The organism is Paenibacillus sp. 1SOY10 (genome assembly GCF_056836745.1).
Window position 1 is genome coordinate 851,833 of the sequence record NZ_JBXENK010000001.1, and the last position, 23,249, is coordinate 875,081.

Here is a 23,249-nt window from a genome sequence, read left to right on the forward strand (position 1 = left end):
CCTCTAATAATCATAATAATAGTCTCTAAACTCCTGCGGGGTAATTCCCGTAGCTTTCTTAAAGAAGGTTGTAAAGTATGCCGTTGTTTGAAATCCTATCTGTTCGGCTACCTCGTACACTTTAATATTGGGGTCTCTCAACAAGTTCTTCGCTTTATTAATTCGAATTTCTTGAACGAACTCTGATATTGTTTTGCCGGTTTTCTTTTTGAATAGTACACTCAGATAGGTTGGATTCAAATGAAATTGCTCGGCAAGCTCCTTGACTGTCCCATGATTTAGCAAATTATCTTCGATATGCTTAGAAATTTTGTGAATCAAATTATGTTGCAGTGTCTGCTCATTAAACTCATACCTGATATACTGGCAAAGATATTCCATCACAATTTCACGAATTTCCTGAGCACGAGTGCATTCAATCATCCTTTTCCATATGCGGATATTCATTTCACCCTCTGTTTCTTTAATATGTCTGTATTTCCTCGCTAACTCACTGATCAGGGCCATGCCAAATGCCTGTATATAAGAGAATGTAACCGTGTTTTGGGTAAGGAGTATATCAAATACCTGATTGAAATAAGCAACTGCCTGTTTGACTCCACCTTGTTCCAACAGCCTGATTACTTCGGATATATCCTCCTCATGCAACTTGAATTCACGATAACTGGAAGCCACCATCAAATCGAAATAATGTATACTTCCTCCTTCACCCAATCGGGCATTAGCAAGCATGTATTTTACTTCCTTATATAGAAATTCCACTTCTTCAAGATCACATTCCCTGCTTATCCCAACAGTAATAGAAGCATCATATTGCTCACGGATTACATCCTGCACAAAGATAAACTGCTTTTCAATTTTTGCACGCTCATTGGGAATAGCATTCATATGAAGCACAGCCACCTCATCCGTACCAGTCTTACCGATATAAGTACGCTCAAAACTAGATAAACTCACCTTGACTGCACGAAGCAGACCATCACTTAATTGAATACGTTGGTGAGCATCCTTTAAAGGTGAATGCTGCAACTGGTCATAACCAAAAACGAACAGCCGGAACCTCCATTCATCTTCAGAAAGATTCAGTAACCGTTTCCATGATTCAGTCAACTCCTTCCCCTGAATTTTGCCTTCAATTAGATCGTTAACAAAACGTTCTTGCAAGACATCAAGGCTGTAACTTACTTTTTCTTTCAACACAGTGGTCTCCATCTGGATTTGATTTCTTTTCTCAATATCAATTCGAAAAATACGTAGTCGTTCCTCAAGTTCATCGATTTTCACTGGTTTAAGTATATAGGCTTTGGCCCCCAAAAGAATCGCTTCTTGTACAAATTGGAACTCATCATACCCACTAATGAGAAGTGTTTGCATACACTGATTTGAGATTGCCCCTGACACACATTTGGTGAGCAGCTCAATTCCGGACATACCCGGCATAGATACATCTGTAATTAAAACATCAACCGATCTTTCCTGCAGAATACGAAGCGCTTCCTCACCCGATTCAGCAGTATACGGAGGTTTATACCCAAGATTCCCCCAATGAACATGACTAACCAGCCCTTGAATCTGCACCCATTCATCATCTACGATCAAGGCTTGAACCATCATATCCCTCACCTCTTATAATTTCAGGACGTTCTCTACAAATGGGAAATTGAATGGTTATCTCAGTCCACTCCCCTTGAACACTGGTTACGTTCATGCAGGCCTTGGTCCCAAAATATAAATTCAACCGTTCTTGGATATTTTTAATACCGAATCCGTTCCTGCATCCAACATAGTCTCCCTTTCGAATTCGTTCAAGCATGTCTGACTCGATTCCAGCACCATTATCAAAAATTTTCAAACACATTTGACCGTCGGACTGGTAAATATCTATTCGTATGAAGCCGTTTTTCTTGGTAATTTGACCATGCAAGTAGCAATTCTCCACAATCGGCTGCAGCACCATTTTAATAGTATAAAAATCCATCGTGTCCTGCTCAACATTCCATTCTACATTTACTCGATCAGGATAGCGTTGTTGCTGTATGGCGATATAGGCATGGATATGCTCCAATTCATTACGAATCAGCGTGACGTTATCACTATTATTTAAGGCTTGACGATAGAAGGTTGTCATGGCATCCACAAGAAGAATCTGCGTCTCATCCATCATATCCATCGCTCTCCAACGAATTAAACCAAGCGTATTGTAGATAAAATGGGGATTAATTTGTGCTTGCAAAGCTTTAAAAGCCTGTTCCTTTTCCTTTAATATCACCTCAGTATTTTCTTTGACCAATTTGCCCAGTTGTCTGGACATGTGATTAAACAAGACCTCTAGTTCTCCTAACTCGTCCTGATCTCTGTTCTTTACCGTTACATCAAACAATCCCTCTGAGATATCATTCATTCGTGTGCCGAGCTTTCGAATACGCAGCACAATATACTTTATAATTATTAAAAGGAGGAAAGTGGAGATCAACATAAAAAAAATCATACCCGCACCTATAATCATAAATATATGCCTGGACTGTTTTTCTAGTTGATCAATGTGTACAAGAGCCGCCACTGTCCAACCGGAATCGAGCTGGCTAGTTACCAATACCTTTCCTTTGACTGATGCTTCCTTTGTATTTTGATGCCAATAAGGCTCAAGCGTTGAATCTTTCAAGAACTTCCCAATTTCATCAGGTATTGAAGAGGCAATGATATGGTTCTCTTTATCAATAATGTACAACTCGCCTGCTCCATTAAATGGTGACTTAAAAGGTTCAGCCAATACTTCATTGTAATTCAGGAGCATGTACACAACACCGTGTATATAATTATACTTGTCCATAATTTTCCGGGTAACAACCAACTTTTGCCTATCATGGAGCAAATTCCTCCAAGTTAAAGTATCATCCGATGCAATGGTTTGTTTGTACCACTCTTCCTCAGGTATACCAGACAACATCCGATCCTCTGGTTTCCATAATAGTCCTCCATCTTGCAGCAACGTTTCATTTGTATGGTAAATACGAAAGTCCTCTATCCCCGGCAAATATTTAGATATAATAAGAAAAGAACGATCAACGTATTGTACCATTTCAAGCTGCTCGGACCAATCTGAATAATCTCGTGACAACCTGGAAGTCAATTCTCCATCCGTAGCCGTTCGAATGACAAGTAAATCATAGCTCTGCTTCTTGAAAGCAATACTTTGTGCACTTTGACGAACGGCTTCCCGTATGGTTAGCATATAGTTAGCCCGCACGTTATGAGCCGCTAAATAGCCAGCACCCGCTGCAAGTAATGTCGTTGGTAAAAAGACAATTAAACTGTATAAAAATACGATTTTACCTCTCAAACTCATTGACCGAGTCATATAAATAATCCATCTATCTATTTGCCGTTTCAGTGTAATAACCCTCCTCTCCATATACACATTGCAATAATATTTAAAACGGTAAACGGAGCATCCCTTTTTCAAACGGAATGCTCCAATATTTACATATATTTCAAATTTAATTTTGACTTCCAGAGTGTGAACGTTTAAGAATGCGAGATCCATAGAGTGGAAGCTCCAAGACTCCCCTTATCAGGCTCTGATTTTCCGCATCAATATATTCTTCAGAATCCAGTTCAATGATAGCCGACTGACCTGAGAAGTTCAGCAAGAAAACATATTCATTCTCCCCGTCGCTACGAATCTGGGCAGTGATTCCTTCCGGTAGTGATGTAAGGATGGCACGACGAATATCCAGTTTGTGAACCAGCTGACCATAAACATTAGCATAAAATGAAGGATCACTAACACGAGCTGCCAAATAGTAAGCATGTCCAGAACCCAGTCGATTGAGAGTAAATGCTGGCTGACCATTATAAAAATCTTCCCCGTAAACCGCCAGAACTTCTGCGGTCTCTACATGAATCAGCTCACAAAGTTCCCGAATCTCATACGTTCCCTGAAGATGAAGCGAATTGCCCTTATTCATAATTAAGCAATTACGATCATGATCGTAAAGACCTTCAATTTCCTCTGCCCAGATCCCTACTGTTGTTCGTAATGGTCCCGGAACCCCTCCAAGATAGCAAAGATCATTCTCGTTAACAATCCCTGACCAATACGTAACAACCACTGTCCCTCCTGCACGCACAAACTGCTCGATTCTTTTCGCCGTATCTGGTTTGATTAAGTAGACCAACGGCAACAGCAGCAACTTGTATCCATCCAGTGCATCATCCGGGCCAACAACATCAGTGGGAACTCCCAAATTCCAGAGAGCACGGTAATGCTGGATGACCGTTCCTTCATAATGAATTCCCTGATTACGAGGCCCTTGCGCATCCCGCACTGCCCAGCGATTATTCCAATCATACATAATAGCCGCCTCTGCCGGAACTATCGTTCCTGTAACATTAGCCAGTTGGACAAGCGTCGTACCAAGTTCTGCGACGTCTTGGAATACACGGGTACGTTCATGACCTACATGATCCACTACGGCCCCGTGAAATTTTTCGCTGGAACCCCGGCTTTTTCGCCACTGGAAATATTGAACTGCATCTGCTCCATGAGCTACTGCTTGCAGTGAAGACAGACGATGCATACCTGGGCGCTTCAACTTACTGATAGGTTGCCAATTGGTCTGACTTGGCGTACTTTCCATTAATATGAATGGCTTCTTCTTTAATGATCTCATCAAATCATGATTAAACGCAAAACGGCTAGCCACTTCAATTTCCGTGGTATGTTCATGCCACGCAGGATAAGCGTCCCAGGAGATCACATCCACCGCTTCAGCAAATTTATGATAATCCATGTCCATATTCAAATCCATAAAGTTTGTAGTGCAGGGCAACTCAGGATTAGCAGCTTTTAAAGGGGCAACTTCATGCTTATAGAAATCGATAGTTATATCCGTATTAAAGCGATGCCAATCCAGATTTTGACCATGCACCTCCCACTCTCCGTGAGGAGCGGGCGATTCCACCTGAGACCAGTCCGTGTAAGTATGGCTCCAGAATGAAGTCCACCAAGCATGGTTTAATGATTCAAGTGACCCGTACTTCACCTTTAGCCACTCGCGGAAAGCAGCTTGGCACCCCTCACAATGACATTCGCCGCCATACTCATTTGAAATATGCCAACCAATAACAGCGGGATTATGACTGTAACGTTCTGCCAGCTTTTCATTAATTATACTTACTTTCTCACGATAAACAGAGGAAGTATGGCAATGATTATGGCGTCCTCCATGTAAATTACGCACGCGATTTGCACCAACTCTCAGTACTTCCGGATATTTCTGAGACATCCAAGCCGGACGAGCTCCACTCGGCGTGGCCAGCCAAGCATAGATTCCATGCTTGGTAAAACGTCTCAGGACCTCATCCAACCAGATAAAGTCAAATATACCTTCTTCCGGCTCTAGCTTTGACCAGGCAAATATACCAACGGCCATAACGTTGCAATTAGCCAATTTCATAAGCCGGATATCCTTCTCAAGCACGTCTAGATCATGCAACCATTGATCTGGATTGTAATCTGCACCATGCATGAGCAATGGCAACTTGCAACTGATAGGTGGTAATTTGCCAACCATATTTCACTCACCCCCTGATAGGCATAGCAATCTACTATTTGGACATTTCTTGGTAAACCTCGTTCCATTCTTGTTTCAATTCACTCCAATGAGCACGTTTCTCTAGTGCAGACTCAAAATCACTCCATGCCTTCTCAAACTGTGCTTCATCTTTAGCCAAAATCAACTTAGCACGATATTCTTTTCGTACATTATCAAGTTCAAGACCGTATTTTTCCCAGGCTCCCCCCGGCTTTGCCTTGACCATATCACGCTTCTCTGCAATACGAGTGATTCCCATCTCACCAATCATCTTAGAGAATTCAGCAGTTTTGGCTGCTCCAACATGATCATTTTCCCCGTAGTTCCACCACGAATACCACTTGTTACTATAATTAGAAGTCTGCCACAATTCCGGAGTTACCTTTGCTTTTTTGGCCTGATCACCAGAATTACGTAATTCCTTATATTCAGGGTCAATGTACTTCCATTCCCCGTAAGGCTGATCTGTCCAATCCCAATATTTACCTACAGGTCCATCATTAACGATCATCCCTTGTTCTACTTTATTTGTTAAAGTATAATCAAAAAACTTCAAAATGGCGTCCAAATTGTTAGTGTTTTTGCTGACATAAGTGTCGTAATACGGATAAGGATTAACAACCTGTATAGCCCCTAATTCCTCCACGCCTTCTACTTTAGGGAAAGGAATTGGTTTATAAAACCATCCTGGTGATGTTGGGCCATCCAACTGCTCCCATAACGTAGCGTCAAAGCTCCAAAAGCTTCCGATATTTGCAGCGTAACGTCCACTTTTGTTTTTCTCCATATAACGTTCCTTTTTATCCGTTAACGCCTCAGGGTCTAGAATTCCTTTGAGATACATCTTGTTCATCCATTTGAAAGCTGCCTTATAGCCAGGATCATCGTATTGGAACACAAATTCATTATTTCTTTGACCTACGGCAGCTACTCCCCCAGCTGCTCCAATAGTAACACCAAATGCTGAAAGCACCGCATTCTCATCATTTTGATCAGTTAAGATTCCTAGTGGAATTAACGATTTTCCTGATTCATCCTTAAGTTGGGCTGCTTTCTCAAGGTATTTATCCACGCCTTCAATCGTAGCCAGGTCGCCCTCGGTCATCCCTGTCTGCTCCAAAATGTCCGTGCGGATAAACCATGCATTGGAAGCCCATCCTGGCCACGGGTCAGATGGATTAACATCAAAATATGTTGGAATAGAGTAGATATGACCATCCTCATCCTTCATCTGCTCCAAATATTCCTTAGGTATAGACGCCAGTCCTGGATATTTATCGGGCATATCAAAATATTGCTCCACCGGCATAATCAGATTCGAACGTTTCAGGGCATTGTTTACAGTATCATTCCGATTAAAAATAGCCGCATCTTTGAACCCGCCCGTGTTAATTTTCAAATTCAAGGCAGTAATAGCATCACCTTGCGTAGCCTCAAGCTTAATATTTACGCCAGGGTCAGTCTCTCTCCAGTACTTTTGAATAAGACTGTCATTGTTAATTGTCGCAGCCCAGCCCAGCCATAAATCAAATGAAGTAGACTCACCTTCAACAGCAGAACCTCCGGTATTGCCAACTCCGACTTGCCCACCACTTACACAACCTGAAAGTAAAGCTAACACGATAACTAATGTCAAAGTTATGAAGCGTCTCCCGATTTCCCTTGATTTCATGATTAAATCTCCCCCACCTGTTCATTTTAATGGTATGTGGAATGACCTTATACCCGAAACTAGATTCAACCTTTAACAGATCCAATAAGCACACCCTTAACAAAATACTTTTGAAGAAAAGGATAAACACAGAGAATTGGTAAAGCGCTTACCATTACGACTGCCATTTTGATAGACATCAGCGTAATGTTTTGCATGGATGAGCCTCTAGCCAATGCTTCCTGATTGGCATTGGATCCAACGACAGAGGAAAGATCGGGAGCCGACAACAGTTGCTGCAAAAAGGTCTGTACCGGAATCAAGGATTGATCTGTGACAAAGAAAGCTCCGGCAAACCAGTCATTCCAATGTCCAACGGCCGTAAACAACCCTAATGCGGCTAACATCGGTTTGGAAAGTGGGATAATAATTTGCAAAAGAATACGCAACGGCCCTGCTCCATCCAGTTCGGCTGATTCGATCAATGCCTCAGGGATCCCCTGGATGAACTTTAACATGACAAACATATTCCAAACAGAAAATAGGCTTGGGAAAATATAAACCCAGAATGTATTAAGTAAGCCTAAGTTGTTTAATTGAATATACAATGGTACAAGTCCACCACTAAAAAGCATTGTAATTAAAATGTATGTGAGGATGGGACCTCGCAATGGTAAACTTCTATATGAGATTCCAAAAGCAATTAAGAGAGTCACGAAAAGACCTGCAAATGTTCCAACAACCGTTCGGACAATCGTAATTAGATAAGCATGCCGTATGATTTCATTTCCTAATACGATTTCATAGTTGATTAAGGTGAATGCTCGGGGCCATAGATACACTCCTCCCCTAGCCGCGTCCCCCCCCTCATTGAGGGAAATGGCTAACATGTACAAGAAGGGATACAGAACGGACAAACAAACTAACGCCAACAACAAAACGATTACCGCTTGTATGAATTTCTCGAGATTAAATTGTTTCACCATGTCATCACCACAATCCCTCACCGTTGATTTTTCTAGATAGCCCGTTAGTGAGAAGGACCAGAACTAAACTGATTAGCGAGGACAACAACCCTACGGCTGTCGCCATCCCAAAGTACCCCTGCTGTAGCCCGCTACGAAGTACATAAGTATCCAGAACGTCAGCAACTTCCATATTTGCCGAATTCATTAATGGATAAATTTGATCCATCCCTACAGAAATTAAGCTTGGAATACTTAAAATAAGTACGATGGAGATGGTAGGTAATATACCCGGGATCGTAATATGACGAATTTGCGCCATTTTTCCCGCCCCTTCTACTTTAGCTGCTTCATAAAGCTGTGGATCTATTGTAGTTATTGCAGCCAGATAGAGAATGGTGTTCCACCCGGTCTCTTTCCATAAGCCGCTTGAAATTACCATTGGCCTGAACCACTCCGTAGACCCTAGGAAAAATATAGGTTCTCCGCCTGCTCTGGTGACAAATTCGTTGACTAAGCCACCATCCATGGTTAAAAAGGCTTGCAGAATATAAGCAACAACAATCCATGAGAAAAAATGCGGCAGATAACTGACAGATTGAACAAAACGTTTAAACCCCGCATGTGTCACTTCATTGATCATCAATGCCAGTATGATAGGAGCGGGAAAACCAAAAATAAATTTCAGGACAGAAATGAACAACGTATTTTTGACCACTACCCAAAATTGCGGTTCCATCAAAAATGAAAAATTCTCCAATCCCACCCATGGACTATTCCAGATAGAGGTCCCGATTCGAAAGTCTCTGAATGCGATTTGTATCCCCGCCATCGGAATGTAGCTAAACAAGAAGAGCAGCATTACTCCGGGCAATATCATGACATATTGCCAACGATACTTATAAAGCATACCTAACATATTTCCCCCTCCTCCTGCTTCATCTTAAAACAGGAAGGGAAATTTCGACCATCTTTAATGATTGGATTTCTTTCGTTTTGGTTGGGTCTCATTTTCCAAACTAAAAATAGGATAGATAGCTGCCCATTAGTGGAGTAGCCAACCTCTCACACCACCAAACGTCAGTTTGTCTAACAATCTTTGAACTCTCCGTTTCTATGTATGAAAATGGATACCGTTTTATTGAAGGTGCGGGTGTACATCAAATTTATTTATTTCCAAATACGTTAGACAATTTTGTAGAAGAAGAAAGGCCTGCCCGAGTCATCGGGCGATAGCTTGACCCTAAAAGAATGGGGATTTCAGATCTATTTGGGCTCCAAAGCGGGGCAAAAACCTTATTACCGGGAAGAGATTCCAAGCTCTATCCAGCTGTGATTTCGTGTTGCAGTTGTTCCGTAGAACCGATACGTCGATCCAGACATTGAACCGTCATTGCGCTCAACTCAATTTCCGCCATGTTCAGCCAGCTTCCGTGTTTGGGGGTATAATGAATTTCCAAACGCCTGGCCAGCGATAATGCCTGTTCCGGAGCAAACGTTTCATACAAAGAGGAAATCGTATGCGTGTTAAAGTTATCCATCACGAGCCGAAGCCGTTTCGCATGAGGATAGTGAACGTCAAGTAATTCCTTGATTTGCATCGCCCAATCTGCTTTAGTTGGCCGCTCACTGGCCTGCACATGACGCCATCCGACTAAAGGTTCTGTGAATAGGAAAACGCTAGAGCTTCCTTTACGGACATACTCGTAGTCTTCACGACACACTTGTCCGGGTTTCATCGGTTCCGATGGACGAGAATCTTCTAGAAGTTGGATTGGTTTTCGTCCATACAGATCAGCGGGATTTCAGGATCGTACGGGAGCGCATATGTCTCCAAAATATCCTCCATCCGGGCAACAAATTCAGCATTGGATTTGGCGGGAATACACCATTGTTTCTTTAAGTGAGGCTTAAGTTTCGTTTTTTTAACGTGGTTCGAATCGTCTCTCGTCCCACGGATTCCATGATATTCAGTTCGATGACCCAGCGCGTCAACAGACGAACGGTCCAGCAAGCATAGCCCTCAGGTGACTCAGAACAGGCCAATGCTATGATTCTGGCCTCAAGTTCTCCCGTAATGAGCGCGGGATTTCCTGGCTCCAGCCGCTTTCCATAACTCAGGGTAGCCTCCAAGCCACGGGTACAGTAACTTTTCAAGGTATGGTGGATCGTAACGTCACTGACACCTACTCGCTGGGCAATCTCCATCTGCCTGGGAATGGCTCCTTGACTTTCATCGACCAACATGAGGATGAAACAGCGATTCCGAATCCCCCGAGAAGTCTCCTTCCTATGAAGAAGTTGTTGAATCTGTTCGCGTTCGTTGTCATTGAGTTCAACTACGTATTTTTTGTTCATGTCTAAGCCCTCCCGTTTGACTCTATATGAAGAACTTAAAGGTAAAACTATTCACGGTCAAGGTACTAGGAGGTCTTTCGGCCCATCAAAAAGATTTTAAGAAAGGTAACACGCCCGGTAATGTGGAGGGTGGCGAATCATATTCATTTGTTATCAATAATGAAGAATCAAATGTTACTTAAAATGGCGAGAAGGACTGTTACCTTATATTTAATAAAGAATGGTATGTTGTATCTAACCCAACTGATCCATTTTAAAATTAGAGTTCTAGCAATCAATTATCCAGCATAATGACTTCGGGTAATGACTTCGGGCCAAGTTGGCCCGAAGTTTAGTTTATAGACTTATAAGCCTGTTGAACTCGTATAGCGTGTAAAACATAAAGCCACCCGCTATGCGGGTGTGTATCGATTGTCATACAAAAAGCACCTTTCTGATATATAATTCAGGTGTTCGAGCTGCTTTATAACAAAAGAAGGAGTAATTTTAATGGCAAGTACAGCAAATAATTTAGCTCGAACCAAATAGATGTGTAAATATCACATTGTATTCGCTCACCAGTATAGACGAAAGATTATATAATCAATATCGCAATAGTTTGAAAGAGATGTTAACGCTGCTATGTAATACAAAAGGATTAGAAATACATAGAAAAATATCATCAATGGTTTGCAGGTAATCAGCACAGATGATGCTCAAAGATTACAGACAGTGTGTTAAAAAGAGCTTGACATGGAGACGAATACTCATAATGAAAAACTACCATCAAAATGGTATAATCCTGATGCAAGGTAATTTATAATGATTGATACTAAAAGAAAAAATCAGGATGACTACATAATTGTGTTTTACTAAAAAGTAATAAGTGCGAAATATCCTGTATCTCTTTTGGTACATACATAGTGAAGGCCCTTAAATTCAAACGGGTTTGCCGGGAAAGGAGGAGCAATGGAAGACAGCGTAATTATTAGCTTGTTTTTTAAACTGGATCAAGATTCAATCCGTGAGACGGATTCAAAGTACGGCAGGTAATTGACGTGTCTATCGGTCAATATCATAGGAAGTCAGCCTGATTCGGAAAAATGCGTGAACGATACATATCTTGCTGCATGGAAACAAATCCCGCCGACTAAGCCTGAAAACTTCGGCGCATACTTGTGCCGGATCGTCAGGAATTTGTCGTATAAGGTTTTTCGGTACAACACAGCGCAGAAAAGGAACGCCGAAATGGTATCGTTAACAGACGAACTTTGCGAGATTATCCCGGACGCAAGTATCCGCCAGCCGGAGAGGAGTGAGCTGGGAGGAATCATTGATTCATTTCTTGAGTTCCTTGATGAAGATACACAGATGCTTTTTGTAAGGCGATATTTCTACTGTGACTCGCTTGCTTTCATTGCATCTCTAACCGGCATGAGCGAAAACAGCATTGCAACGTGCCTGTTTCGAGCGCGGCAAGCTAAAAGCACATCTTGACAAGTAGGGATACGCAATATGACCGATACCCTATGGAACGGCATACAGTACATCAGCGATAAATGGATCATAAAAGCCAACGAAGATGCGGTCAGAGAGCATTTTAACAAAAAAACTACCCACAGAGCAGCGGACGGTGCAATATCATCGAGTTTCCTGAAAAAACCGTTTCCGACGACCCATCAGCCCGATAGTTCGGTGGCTGTCCGTTGCCGCATGCGTCTGCATATGTCTGTACGCAGCCATGGTCGTTCAGCATTTTAGTGCGTCAACAGAGACACTGCCAAAAATGGAGAACGAGATCACGGAGGTAACATCTGTTTCTGAAATGCAGGAGTACCTGGGATACACTGTGCCGGTGCTGGAAAACAAAACCGCCTCCGCTTACGTGCTCCATTCGTCCGGTGAGTATGCGGAAATGGGTAATATTCAATACAGCGACGGATCCAGCTTTCAAATCTCACGTGACAGCGATGAAATGGCAGAAGATAACTATGGCCTTGAAACCATAGACGGCGTATCTGTATCTTTTGGTTGGGAGGACGGTCACCAGTATGCCGCATGGTCATACAACGGGTATTTTTACCACTACTATGACTACAATGTCAGTGGAACGGCCGCGTTTCCCGAAAGCGACCCGCATGAAGAACCGGACTACTCGCATGAAATCAGTAGTTTGATACTACAATTAAAATAAGGATGGATTAAATTGTGAAAAAGATATTTGCACTTCTTCTCTCCCTGACTTTACTCGGCAGCGCTGTTCCATGTGCCGGTGCGAGTACCGCTCAGTATGACTTCGATCAGGCCCCTTATGTCGATAGCCCCACACAGGATACGGAGCAAAAGAATCTGACAGGGTTGGTGGTAAACGGCAAGGCTGTCGATATATCGAAGCTGCCGAATGCTTTCTATAAAGAAGACGGCATCACAATGGTTCCTGTGGCTGTCATCTGCGATGGGATCGGCTACACTTATACGTGGGATGCCGAAAGCAGCACGTTTACCATCGAGGACTCCATCCAAAAGGTCGTTCTCACGAAGGATAGAAAAAATGCGGAGTTTATCGGTAAGCTGAAAATCATTGACCTCAGCAGAAGCATTGAACTGGACGGCGCTGTTGCGGTTGTGGAAAACACGGTCTACGCCCCTGTAAACCTGTTCATTGAGTTCTTCAATGATGTTGCAGTGACCGATGACACTGTGTCGGTTTCGGAGCACGTGTACTATATTACTGACGGAGAACCAGAGCCTGGCAAAACAGAGGGCTACCAAATCCTCGTGAACGAAACGCTCATAAACACAAAGAATCTGCCGTATTCCGCATACATCGATAATGGCGTGCTCATGGTTCCCTTGCGCATGACCGGGGAAGCGTTGGGCTATAAAGTTGACTGGGTATCAGCAACGAAAGATATCTTTATGGAAGATAATATTCAAAAGGTAATATTGCACAACGGTTCGACGACAGCCCAATTCACTGGGAAACTAACGGTTATCGATATTACCCGCACAATAGAGCTTGAGACTGCTGCAGTTATTCGCGATGGATATACCTACGTTCCGGCTTCTCTTTTTAAAGAGTTTTTCAACGAGGTCGGCGTTGAAGCAATGGTCATTACCATATCGCCTGTGATGAACGAGCTTGATTAAGATGCGTGGCTGCTATCAGAAATTTAAGCCGCTTTGATTTGTCGATATAAAATCTGTCACCAAAACAAATCAAAATATTCCTTCCGATTTTTAATTAATTTAATATATTAACACATAGATCTGCTGCACAACAGTTTTTCTCTTTACTGTCGTGCAGCAGATCTATTTTCATGCTACTTTAACAAAGCAGCGAAAAATCCATACGCAGTACGCTCGAGCAGTATTGGCCCGAAGTTACTTTTCCTGTTCGATCTGCTTTTCCGGCTTGGCAATATCCTTCCAACAGTATCGGTGCCGGAAACCCGAAGATAAATTTTAATACCAAAATAAATAAAGTGTTTTTGACAACAGTCCCAAATTGCGACTCATGTAAAAATGCAAAGTTGTCCATCCCTATCCACGGGCTGCTCCAAATGGAGGTACCGATCCGGAAATCTCTGAACGCCACTTAAATCCCTGCCATCGGAATATAGCTGAATAGAAACAATAATATGACGCCTGGTAAAATCATTAAATACTGCCAACGATATTTATACATTTTTGCTATCATGATTACTCCTCCCCTTGCCTTAATCGTAACGGGAAAACAGAGACGCGAGAATATACTATGATTGGATTTATTTCTTTTTGATTGACTATGCCTGATTTAAGCACCTCATAAAAGAAAAAACCCTTGATATCAAGGGTCAACTGGTATTATCCCCTTCAAGTAGACACTCTGAAAAAAATTTCATGTTATGATGGAGATTTGAGTGACACTTGGAGGGGATATTTTTATGGCTAAAAAAGGACAAAGATTCCAGACGTATACAGAAGAATTCAAGTTAAAGGCGGTCAAAGCGTATTTAGGGGGTTCTTCGAGCTACAAAGTGGTAGCAGAGCGAGAAGGAATCTGTAACTGTTCACAACTGAAGGTATGGGTAAAGAAATGGCAAAACGGGGAGTCATTTGATGAGCAAAAAGGCATCGGGCCAAACCCAATGAAGGGACGCCCACGCACCGTATTTGACAGCGTGGAGGAAGAACGAGACTACCTGAGGGCGCAGGTGGATTATTTAAAAAAGCGATATCCAAATCTAGTAAAGGAGAAGCACCCTGCCAACAAGAGAACTACAAAATTATAGAGGAACTACGCGCTCTGCACGGTATTACAAGACTGTTAGCCATTGCCGGAATCCTCCGGGCCAGCTATTACAAATGGCGAGCCACACAATCTCAATGTGACGCACGAAAAGACAAGAAACATGAGATTAAGAAACACATGATGGCCATTCATTTTGCACATCCCGATTTTGGCTACCCTCGCATGACGACCGCCTTATGGGAAGCAGGATACCGTGTGAATCACAAGAAAGTATGGCGATTGGCAAGGGAGCTATCGATCCAATCGATTATTCGAAAGAAGAGGAAACGGTCCAGTTATACACCTTCTGTTGTATATCCAAATCGCCTAAAGCGTCAGTTCCATGCTACAGCGCCCCAACAAAAAATGGTGACCGATATTACCTATATTTCAGATGGGACCCACTTTCATTACTTGTCCGTCATTCAAGATCTATTCAACAACGAAATCGTTGCTTGGCAATTGTCAGATCGGAACGATATTGAACTTGTTCTGGATACCGTTTCGCAGTGGACAAGAAAAAGAAACGTCTCGGAAGCCGTTCTCCATTCGGATCAGGGCTTCCAGTACACGTCTCAGGCGTACAACACACAATTAGAGGCATTCGGCGTTAACGGCAGCCACTCTCGCAAAGCAACCTGCCTGGATAACGCATGCATCGAATCCTTCTTTTCGCATCTCAAGACAGAGAAGTTGTACCTTAATCAGTGTAATTCAGGGGCGGAAATTCGGCAAGCTGTAGAAGACTACATGTACCACTACAACTACCGTAGATTTCAAGCCAAATTGAAACAACGCGCACCGGTTGAGTACCGATGCGCGTTGGCTGCATAGCTTTTTTTAGCTGTCTACTTGACAGGGGTATGACCAAACAGCTGCAAAAATCAATTTTTATTATTTTACCGAACCAAGCATTCCTGCTACAAAGTGTTTTTGCATAACAAAGAATACAATAGCTGTCGGGATCGTCGAAATGACAATTGCAAGCATAATCAGGCCGAAATCAGGTGCATAGCTTGAACCAAGCGTCGAAATAAGCAATGGAATCGTCTGTTTTTGTGGGGATTGCAGAACAATTAATGGCCAAAGATAATTATTCCAACTGCTCATAAAAGTAATAATTGCTGCTGCGGCATAAGTAGTTTTCATTGTAGGGACATATACCCGGAAAAACAGTCCTAACTCAGACAGGCCGTCAATTCTTCCTGCTTCCAGCAGCTCTTTAGGAAACATTTTCGTGTTTTGCCGGAAGAAAAAGATGAGAAAGGCGGTGGTCATTGTCGGTAATACCACAGCCGATAGCGTATCGACTCCGATGATCGGGATCAGGTTACTGATCTTCCCGAATAAACGATACAATGGCACCATCAATGCTGCAAATGGAATCATCATAGACAAGAGAAGAATATTGAAAACAATCGTTTTGGCTTTACTTTTATATATCTCAAACCCGTAACCAGCTAAAGATGCAATCAGTAGCGCTAGCAAAGTTGTAGAAACCGAGACCAATAGTGAGTTTTTCAACGCAATAACGATATCAACCGTATCAAGCAAATTCTGAAAGTTAACCAACAGATTACTGCCTGGCAGCAGTCTGCCCTTAGTCACATCTACCGAAGGGTTAGTTGCACTCACTATCATCCATAAGAATGGAAAGATCGAAATGAATGCGGCTAAACTGAGAAATAAATACATAAATATTCTTCTGAATTTAAGCATCACGATCACCTGCCAGTTTAAACTGTAAGAATGCCAAGATCAAAATCATTATTACAATGGAATAAGAGACAGTTGCAGCATAACCAAAATCAGCAGAATATTTAAATGAAAGATTATAAATATATTGTGAAATTGTAGAAGTAGCGTTACCAGGGCCACCTTTAGTAATGTTCATAACCTCGTCGAAAAGTTGAAGTGTTCCGATGGTTGAAGTTATTGATGTAAATAAAATAATCGGCTTCAGCATAGGGATTGTGATCCCAAAGAATTGCCTTGTGGCAGAAGCTCCATCGATTCTGGCGGCTTCGTAGATAGAAGGGTCAATATTCTGCATTCCTGATAAGTAAAAAATCATATTGTATCCTGTCCATCGCCAGGTTATTGCGATAATAATAGTAATTTTCGCCCAAAAGGGGGCAGTTATCCATTGAATAGGTTCACTTACTAAATGCAAATTCAACAGCAATGAATTCACTAACCCATCAACAGAAAACAAGTATTTAAATATTACTGAATAAGCAACGAGTGAGGTGATAGAAGGTAAAAATATTGCTGTACGAAAAAAACCCTTAAACTTAAGGTTCTGATCGTTTAACATTACTGACAATAAAAGTGCTATTAAAACCATTAATGGAACTTGTATAATTAAATATATAAAAGTGTTGGTTACGGCAGTAATAAACATCGAATCCGTAAACAGACGTTTATAATTACTTAAGCCGTTAAAGCTTAAATTGGAACCTGTCCCGCTCTGAAATGACAGAATCAATGCCTGAATCATCGGATAAAAATAGAAAAACATGATTAATAGCACTGAGGTTATGACAAAGAACCAACCTACAGCTGATTTCTTCATGCTTGCCGCTATACCGGAATCTCTCATTTCTTTCAACTCCTTAACCTAATTAAATATCTATCTATAGTAATTCCTATTCTTATGAGTAAAGCCCTGAGCCTAGTGCAGCCCAAGGCTTTACTCTATTATCCTCTTTTACTGAAGTTGTGATTCAGCTTGTTTTTGAGCATCTTGAATGACATTGTCAATAGCTTTACCGTTCAAATAGTTCTGAATTTCAATAACCAAAATGTCCTCAATAGCATACGTATGCAAACCATAGTTTACTTTAGGAACTTCCGCAGTCCATTTTGCAAAGTCTGAATAAATTTTTTGACCTCCGAAGAATGCATCGCCCGTCTCATAAGCAGCCCCACTCGAGGCGGCTTTAAGCGAACCAACTACACCTGCTTTTTCAATCATCTGTGAGTACAACTCATTATCAGAACCGAATGTTTCTTTTAGGAAATCAGCCGCAGTCTCTTTACCGTCCAAATTCATGACATACCATGAACTTCCTCCAACACTAGATGCGTTTACTGAGTTTGGATTGTTTGCAAGGCGGGGGATTGGAACAACCGCCCAATTTCCAGACTGGGACATCTCCGCCTTGACCGATGGCGTAATCCAGTTACCTGTTGGAATTGAAGCAACATCCCCGTTGTTAAACGCCGCAAGAAATTGACTCCAATCTGAATTCATCTTTACAATATTGGCATCAAAGATTGCCTTATAGGTTTCAAGGGCTTGCTTCAAAGAATCATTTCCGGCAATGTTAGGCGTCTTCCCGTCTTCTTTCAAATACCATGTTCCGGCTGATTGAGCCATCATACGGATTAAAGCCAGGTCGTTGGGATCTTGAGTAAGCATATCTTTTCCCGTAGCCTCTTTAACTTTTTTACCAATTTCGATATATTGCTTCCAATCAATATTGGTTAAATCATTTACTGTAAAACCAGCCTGCTTCAAATAGTCCGTACGAACATATAGACCTGTGGCACCGGAGTCGAACGGAACCCCATATTGTTTCCCCTCATAACTCGTTGGCCCGATTTTATAGTCAGCGAAATTATCCGCTTTAATTACATCAGACATATCGAGAAAAGAGTTGGTATAAGCCATCAAGAAATTTTGAGCCCGGTAATCCTCAATCAATACAATGTTGGGAAGTCCCTTGGTTGTTCCCGAGTTTAGCCCAGTGTTAAGCTTTTGCACAATATCATTTTGGGCATATTCCACAATGTTTACTTTAACGTCAGTGTGCTTTGCCTCATATCTTTCCTTAGCAATCTTCAGTGCAGCAATGTTGAAATTAGGATCCCACGCCCAGACCGTAATTTCTTTTACTCCTTCTGAGTTACCTGTGGAAGCATCAGACTCTGCATTCTTGGTGTTTCCGGAGCACGCGGATAGTGTCAGAAGCAACAGAGTACATACAAGTGTCATGAGATATGTTTTTTTCATTTACAACTTAACCCCCTTGATGTAGTAAGCGCGTACAAGTAAGCGCTATTTTGTAACCGCTTTTATATTAACATTATGGGTTTTAGGCAGGTTAGAAACATCTTCGCAAGAATTGGCGTTTTTTCGTTATGATCATAGAAATGCATTCTTTATATTGGTCTTATCTTAAGATTATGGTGATATTTCTATATAAATTGCGCTTTTTAGAGGATGAAAGGTATTGTCACTCGGATCTGTGTTCCTTCACCCTTAGCACTCCTGATTTGCACACCATAAGGCTCTCCATAAAACAGTTTGATTCGATCATCTACATTCTGAATTCCGATCCCTGTGAACAATTGACGCCGGCTTGTAGAATTTAGAAGGTTGACACTCTCATCGCTCATATCCATTCCGTCACCATTATCCATAACTTCACAAACTAGATCATTCTGACTTTTGGAAATCATAATTGTAATGGTCCCTTCGTCTTTTTTATTAAAAGCATGAAAGAAGGCATTCTCAATAAAGGGCTGAATAATTAGCTTTGGCACCTTACAAGGGAAACAATCTGATGAAACATAATAATTCACCTTGATTTGCTCACCATAACGCAAATGGTTGATGAGTACATAATTCTTCATATTTTCCAACTCTTGAGCAATTGTGATTGTTTCGGAAACATTGCTAATTGTGTTCTGCAGCAAGTTAATAAGAGCATTAATAGTATCTGCAGCAGCCTCCTTACTTCCTCTTTGAACCAGAATTTTAATCGTGGCTAATGTATTGTAAAGAAAGTGTGGGTTAATCTGATGCTGAAGCGCGGCAAGTTCGGCATTACGCTGCTCTTTTTGGGTATCCAGTAGACGCGTGATATAATCATTCACCTCATCAAGCATGTAATTATAACCCTTCCCAAGCTCCCTGACTTCATAACCTCCGCTTATATTAATATAATTGCTAAAATCCCGTTTGGTAATTGAAGACATTTGCCTAACCAGCCGAGTTAAAGAACGGGTTAATCTTCTAGAAATTAAGAATACAACTAATAAAGCTACTGCTATTACTCCTAAACTAACCATTATGATGGACCGGACATCAATAATTTTGCCGGCAGTATATTGCCTGTCAATCAGGTTAACCAAATACAAATTATAATTGGGCAAATAAGACGAAAGAATAATCTTATCCTTGCTCAAAATTTCTCCTGTGCTATAATCCTGTTGCTCTTCTGCTATTCGTTGTGCCTCTTTTAACAATTGCAGGTCACTCTGCCCTACCCTCTCGGAAAGATTCGAGGACACGATTACACCATTAGAATCAAGGAATAAAACATCGTTACCTGTACTGGTAAAGTTAGTATAGAATTGCCTGAATTGCTGCTCACGAATTGTTATATACAACAACCCATATGGGCTGCTTTTGCTATGCTCAACAAGTGCTTTCGAAGCTACAATAAAATTGTCTGCATCCTTGTCTGTCTTCAGTTGATAAGTTAAGCGATTTGAAGTATTGCTGGTTGTGTCTGCTTCTGGGATGAAATGAGGCTCTGAATTTGTAGTTGAATACGCCCGGTCAGTTGAATAAATACGTCCATTAATTCCAGACATCGTTATTGTAACTTCATATGCATTGATGTACGAGGATAGCTGCTTCATCTGCTCAGACATTCTGTAGTAGAGCTTAGACATGGTGACTGAGTCTGCGTTGCCCCCAATGAGGAATGTCTTAATTGTTCCGCTCTGGGAAGCATAGGTTGCCGCATTAATTACAGAATCGTTAAAGGAATCTAACCCCGTCTTTATCTGCTCAAGCACCTTGCTGTTTGTAATACTGAACGTTTCAACGAACAACCTCTCTGACACTCGAATGGTAATTAATGATGTCACTACGCAAACTGAGATGATACTCACTGTCATGACGATAAATAATTTTGAGAATAAGCGCTGATTTTGTAACCTTTCCAGAATGAATTTCATTGGTTCTCTCCTTCTCACACATTTTTTTTGCGGTAATCACTTGGAGATAAACCAGTTTGTTTCTTAAACACTTTTGTAAAATAACTATGATCTGAATAACCAACTCTTGCCCCGATTTCGGAAACCGATAATTCACTAACCTGCAATAATTCTGCTGCTTTTTCAATTCGTACCCGTATTAAATACTCACTAAATCCTTCATTGTTGTTTGCAGAGAAATAACTGGAGAGGTAAGATGGGCTAAAATGAAAGTGTTGACTGACTGAGTTCAAATTTAGTGGTTCACTATAATGCTGGTCAATATACTCCAAAAGCCGCTTCATATTCCCCCCAGTTTTATCCATCGTTCTGATTAAGGGCAGCTTGAGGGCTTGATCAAGAAAATCTTCCAAGGTGTTTAAAGCTTCAAGAATGTTTTTTGCCTTGTCTATATCCTTGAAATAATTATATTTAGCATCATCTAATTCTCTTATTTGTCCATTCACCTCAGAAAGCACTCCACACAGATTGAACACAATGTTTCCAAAGAACGATTTCATTTCAAATGGCGGTAGCTGATAGTTCTGAGCCAAACGCGCTGTATAATCTTTAACGTAAGAAACAGTTAGATCCAGATTTCCTTTTTTGAGCTCAGTAGTGAATTTCAGCATATCGAATGAAGGCACTTCTGGTGCCACTGGTAATTGATTTGATTGAAACCAGCACTGGTCAGGAAAATAGAACCGGAAAGATAAAAGTCTGTTCCATTCCTGACTATATACATTATTAATCTGCCTAATATCATTAAACCAACGGCTTATTGCCCAGGTCATTTCCGGCATATTGAAATGTTTCTCCTTGGCAAATCCTGATAAAGAAGATAAAAAATCTACATAAAATTCATCTTCGATCGCGGCCAACATTATTATTCGTTTATCTTCAAATGTTAGCGTCCATACCTTACATTCATAAGAAAGCTCCTTGAAATGAATCATTGTTTCCGCCATTAGACCTGCAATGTATACTTGAGTCTCCCCTGCTACCCCGCTCAAATCTGCCCCAAAAAGCACGAATCCTCTATAATGCTCAAAAATCCTGAGCTGCTCATCATCGCTAGGCTCATAACCAGCAAGCATTCGTTCCAGCAGAAGTTCTGGCGCCTGCGATCTTTCGTCTCTCTTTTCACTTATATTAAATCCCGGAATTTTATGTGCGGTCTGCTGTAGAACCCGCAGAAGCTCTTCTGTAGCAAGTTTGGGTTTTAGAATATAATCAGCTACTCCACTCTGAAAAGAAGATCGCACATATTCAAACTCACCAAAACTGCTTAACACAATCACTTGAATTTGCGGATAATGTACCTTTAGAATGCGGATGAATTCTTCTCCGTCCATTACAGGCATCACAATATCTGAAAGGACAATATGCGGCATTAAAGATGGAATCATCGCTAATGCTTCTTTTCCATTAGCCGCCTCCCCTACAATATGAAATCCAAACTGTTCCCAATTCAAATAATATCTAATCCCTTGTCTTACCAGAACTTCATCATCAACAATAAGTATTCTGCATAAATCATTCATTTCAGTCTCAAAGTTCTCCTCTCGATTCACTTTCTTAAACTCATACTTCATTATAATAGTCGAAAATCAAAAAGATAAAACATTTACTCTATTTTTGCCACATCACGTAAAAACCCGCGCTAAGCGCGGGCTCTACAATTCTCCAGTTTTCGTACTACATTCAACGCACCTTAGTCATTCAGTATTCCGCTTTTTCTGACAACACTCAGCCACTCATTAGCAATTAAATCATGACCAGCGTAAGTTGGATGAACACCATCCCACAGCCAATATGCTGCATCTGCTCGTTGTGTGGCAGCATCAAAGGCCGCCTGCAATGGAACATGCAATGTTCTGAACTGTTGTAATAGCTCAAGGACAACCTGCTGGTAATGAAGTATATGCTTCGACCAATCCCCCCAAGCCTCTGCAGGTGCCCCCGTATTCAATATAAAAGGCTCACACAGAATCAGCTTCGTTTGAGGCAGTACCTCACATGTTTCTTCCAAGACATGACGATAAGCCCGTTCAAAACGATCGGTTACACCGCTGGGCTCCCCCTTCATCATTCTCCAGATATCATTTACTCCAATTAGAATACTAAGAACATCCGGCTGCAAAAAGAATGCATCCTCGTTCCAACGGGCATATAAATCAGAGATACGATCTCCACTAACACCACGATTATAGAATTTCGGCTGCTGTTCAGCCAGTTCATTTACCAATTTGCCACCAATGATATAAGCATAGCTGTGTCCTAGAATATGATTAGGATCATCATTACGCGCACGATTACCATCTGTTATTGAATCCCCCTGAAATAGAAAAACTTTTTTAGTATTAGTAATTGACTCAACTTTCACACCTAGAAAAATGCCCTAAACCCTTGAGGGCGTGAGAAGAATTCAA

19 protein-coding genes are annotated in these 23,249 nt (G+C 41.4%); 5 read left to right on the forward strand and 14 right to left on the reverse strand.

Translation table 11 applies throughout. The features are described 5' to 3' along the window. Nucleotides 1-3: 3 nt before the first annotated feature. From AC1VOR_RS03960 to AC1VOR_RS03995, 8 genes are all read right to left on the reverse strand, one after another. Nucleotides 4-1,614, reverse strand: a complete 1,611-nt coding sequence (locus AC1VOR_RS03960) for a response regulator transcription factor (RefSeq protein WP_482615967.1) — start codon at nucleotides 1,612-1,614, stop codon at nucleotides 4-6. Further along, complete coding sequence (locus AC1VOR_RS03965; RefSeq protein WP_482615968.1) at nucleotides 1,586-3,544, reverse strand: cache domain-containing sensor histidine kinase; 1,959 nt, start codon at nucleotides 3,542-3,544, stop codon at nucleotides 1,586-1,588. Before AC1VOR_RS03965 ends, AC1VOR_RS03960 begins: the two co-directional genes overlap by 29 nt. Then, nucleotides 3,498-5,576, reverse strand: a complete 2,079-nt coding sequence (locus AC1VOR_RS03970; RefSeq protein ID WP_482615969.1) for a beta-galactosidase — start codon at nucleotides 5,574-5,576, stop codon at nucleotides 3,498-3,500. Before AC1VOR_RS03970 ends, AC1VOR_RS03965 begins: the two co-directional genes overlap by 47 nt. Before the next feature lie 34 nt (nucleotides 5,577-5,610). Further along, a complete protein-coding gene (locus tag AC1VOR_RS03975; RefSeq protein ID WP_482615970.1) occupies nucleotides 5,611-7,269 on the reverse strand; it encodes a type 2 periplasmic-binding domain-containing protein in 1,659 nt (552 codons plus the stop codon). A 65-nt stretch (nucleotides 7,270-7,334) separates the two neighbouring features. Next, nucleotides 7,335-8,234: a carbohydrate ABC transporter permease gene (locus AC1VOR_RS03980; protein WP_482615971.1), complete on the reverse strand. Its 900-nt coding sequence runs from the start codon at nucleotides 8,232-8,234 to the stop codon at nucleotides 7,335-7,337. A gap of 4 nt (nucleotides 8,235-8,238) precedes the next feature. After that, nucleotides 8,239-9,132: an ABC transporter permease gene (locus tag AC1VOR_RS03985; protein WP_482615972.1), complete on the reverse strand. Its 894-nt coding sequence runs from the start codon at nucleotides 9,130-9,132 to the stop codon at nucleotides 8,239-8,241. Between the two features lie 403 nt (nucleotides 9,133-9,535). Beyond that, nucleotides 9,536-10,006 (reverse strand): IS630 family transposase, encoded by a 471-nt coding sequence (locus AC1VOR_RS03990; RefSeq protein WP_482616397.1) that lies wholly within the window; start codon nucleotides 10,004-10,006, stop codon nucleotides 9,536-9,538. 106 nt (nucleotides 10,007-10,112) lie between these two features. Continuing rightward, entirely contained in the window at nucleotides 10,113-10,571 is a 459-nt protein-coding gene (locus AC1VOR_RS03995; RefSeq protein ID WP_482615973.1) for a helix-turn-helix domain-containing protein, read from the reverse strand. A 1,032-nt stretch (nucleotides 10,572-11,603) separates the two neighbouring features. Between AC1VOR_RS03995 and AC1VOR_RS04000 the strand changes: the two genes are divergently transcribed. The 5 genes from AC1VOR_RS04000 (at nucleotide 11,604) to AC1VOR_RS04020 (ending at nucleotide 15,657) form a co-directional block, all read left to right on the forward strand. Next, on the forward strand, nucleotides 11,604-12,047 hold the full coding sequence (locus AC1VOR_RS04000) for an RNA polymerase sigma factor (RefSeq protein ID WP_482615974.1): 444 nt from the start codon (nucleotides 11,604-11,606) through the stop codon (nucleotides 12,045-12,047). Nucleotides 12,048-12,336: 289 nt separating this feature from the next. After that, a complete protein-coding gene (locus AC1VOR_RS04005) occupies nucleotides 12,337-12,744 on the forward strand; it encodes a hypothetical protein (protein WP_482615975.1) in 408 nt (135 codons plus the stop codon). 14 nt (nucleotides 12,745-12,758) lie between these two features. Then, nucleotides 12,759-13,700: a stalk domain-containing protein gene (locus AC1VOR_RS04010; protein ID WP_482615976.1), complete on the forward strand. Its 942-nt coding sequence runs from the start codon at nucleotides 12,759-12,761 to the stop codon at nucleotides 13,698-13,700. A 776-nt stretch (nucleotides 13,701-14,476) separates the two neighbouring features. Further along, on the forward strand, nucleotides 14,477-14,824 hold the full coding sequence (locus AC1VOR_RS04015) for a transposase (protein WP_482615977.1): 348 nt from the start codon (nucleotides 14,477-14,479) through the stop codon (nucleotides 14,822-14,824). Continuing rightward, a complete protein-coding gene (locus tag AC1VOR_RS04020) occupies nucleotides 14,821-15,657 on the forward strand; it encodes an IS3 family transposase (protein WP_482616398.1) in 837 nt (278 codons plus the stop codon). The genes AC1VOR_RS04015 and AC1VOR_RS04020 overlap by 4 nt, the downstream gene beginning before the upstream one ends. Before the next feature lie 60 nt (nucleotides 15,658-15,717). On the opposite strand, the gene AC1VOR_RS04025 is transcribed toward AC1VOR_RS04020, so the two are convergent. The 6 genes from AC1VOR_RS04025 to AC1VOR_RS04050 all read right to left on the reverse strand — a co-directional run bounded on the left by AC1VOR_RS04025 (nucleotide 15,718) and on the right by AC1VOR_RS04050 (nucleotide 23,203). Continuing rightward, a complete protein-coding gene (locus AC1VOR_RS04025; RefSeq protein ID WP_482615978.1) occupies nucleotides 15,718-16,542 on the reverse strand; it encodes a carbohydrate ABC transporter permease in 825 nt (274 codons plus the stop codon). Next, nucleotides 16,535-17,398, reverse strand: coding sequence for a carbohydrate ABC transporter permease (locus AC1VOR_RS04030; RefSeq protein ID WP_482616399.1), 864 nt, complete (start codon nucleotides 17,396-17,398; stop codon nucleotides 16,535-16,537). The genes AC1VOR_RS04025 and AC1VOR_RS04030 overlap by 8 nt, the downstream gene beginning before the upstream one ends. A gap of 135 nt (nucleotides 17,399-17,533) precedes the next feature. Continuing rightward, nucleotides 17,534-18,841, reverse strand: a complete 1,308-nt coding sequence (locus tag AC1VOR_RS04035) for an ABC transporter substrate-binding protein (protein WP_482615979.1) — start codon at nucleotides 18,839-18,841, stop codon at nucleotides 17,534-17,536. Between the two features lie 203 nt (nucleotides 18,842-19,044). Further along, nucleotides 19,045-20,799, reverse strand: a complete 1,755-nt coding sequence (locus AC1VOR_RS04040; protein WP_482615980.1) for a cache domain-containing sensor histidine kinase — start codon at nucleotides 20,797-20,799, stop codon at nucleotides 19,045-19,047. A 14-nt stretch (nucleotides 20,800-20,813) separates the two neighbouring features. Then, nucleotides 20,814-22,391: a response regulator transcription factor gene (locus AC1VOR_RS04045; protein WP_482615981.1), complete on the reverse strand. Its 1,578-nt coding sequence runs from the start codon at nucleotides 22,389-22,391 to the stop codon at nucleotides 20,814-20,816. Between the two features lie 140 nt (nucleotides 22,392-22,531). After that, on the reverse strand, nucleotides 22,532-23,203 hold the full coding sequence (locus tag AC1VOR_RS04050; protein ID WP_482615982.1) for an SGNH/GDSL hydrolase family protein: 672 nt from the start codon (nucleotides 23,201-23,203) through the stop codon (nucleotides 22,532-22,534). Between the last annotated feature and the right edge of the window lie 46 nt (nucleotides 23,204-23,249).

Coding starts and splice junctions, on each gene's coding strand:
- AC1VOR_RS04030 (WP_482616399.1), bottom strand. CDS start 17,398: ATGAAGAAATCAGCTGTAGGTTGGTTCTTTGTCATAACCTCAGTGCTA.
- AC1VOR_RS04015 (WP_482615977.1), top strand. CDS start 14,477: ATGGCTAAAAAAGGACAAAGATTCCAGACGTATACAGAAGAATTCAAG.
- AC1VOR_RS04005 (WP_482615975.1), top strand. CDS start 12,337: ATGGAGAACGAGATCACGGAGGTAACATCTGTTTCTGAAATGCAGGAG.
- AC1VOR_RS03970 (WP_482615969.1), bottom strand. CDS start 5,576: ATGGTTGGCAAATTACCACCTATCAGTTGCAAGTTGCCATTGCTCATG.
- AC1VOR_RS04040 (WP_482615980.1), bottom strand. CDS start 20,799: ATGAAATTCATTCTGGAAAGGTTACAAAATCAGCGCTTATTCTCAAAA.
- AC1VOR_RS03980 (WP_482615971.1), bottom strand. CDS start 8,234: ATGGTGAAACAATTTAATCTCGAGAAATTCATACAAGCGGTAATCGTT.
- AC1VOR_RS03985 (WP_482615972.1), bottom strand. CDS start 9,132: ATGTTAGGTATGCTTTATAAGTATCGTTGGCAATATGTCATGATATTG.
- AC1VOR_RS04035 (WP_482615979.1), bottom strand. CDS start 18,841: ATGAAAAAAACATATCTCATGACACTTGTATGTACTCTGTTGCTTCTG.
- AC1VOR_RS04025 (WP_482615978.1), bottom strand. CDS start 16,542: ATGCTTAAATTCAGAAGAATATTTATGTATTTATTTCTCAGTTTAGCC.
- AC1VOR_RS03995 (WP_482615973.1), bottom strand. CDS start 10,571: ATGAACAAAAAATACGTAGTTGAACTCAATGACAACGAACGCGAACAG.
- AC1VOR_RS03965 (WP_482615968.1), bottom strand. CDS start 3,544: ATGGATCTCGCATTCTTAAACGTTCACACTCTGGAAGTCAAAATTAAA.
- AC1VOR_RS03960 (WP_482615967.1), bottom strand. CDS start 1,614: ATGATGGTTCAAGCCTTGATCGTAGATGATGAATGGGTGCAGATTCAA.
- AC1VOR_RS03975 (WP_482615970.1), bottom strand. CDS start 7,269: ATGAAATCAAGGGAAATCGGGAGACGCTTCATAACTTTGACATTAGTT.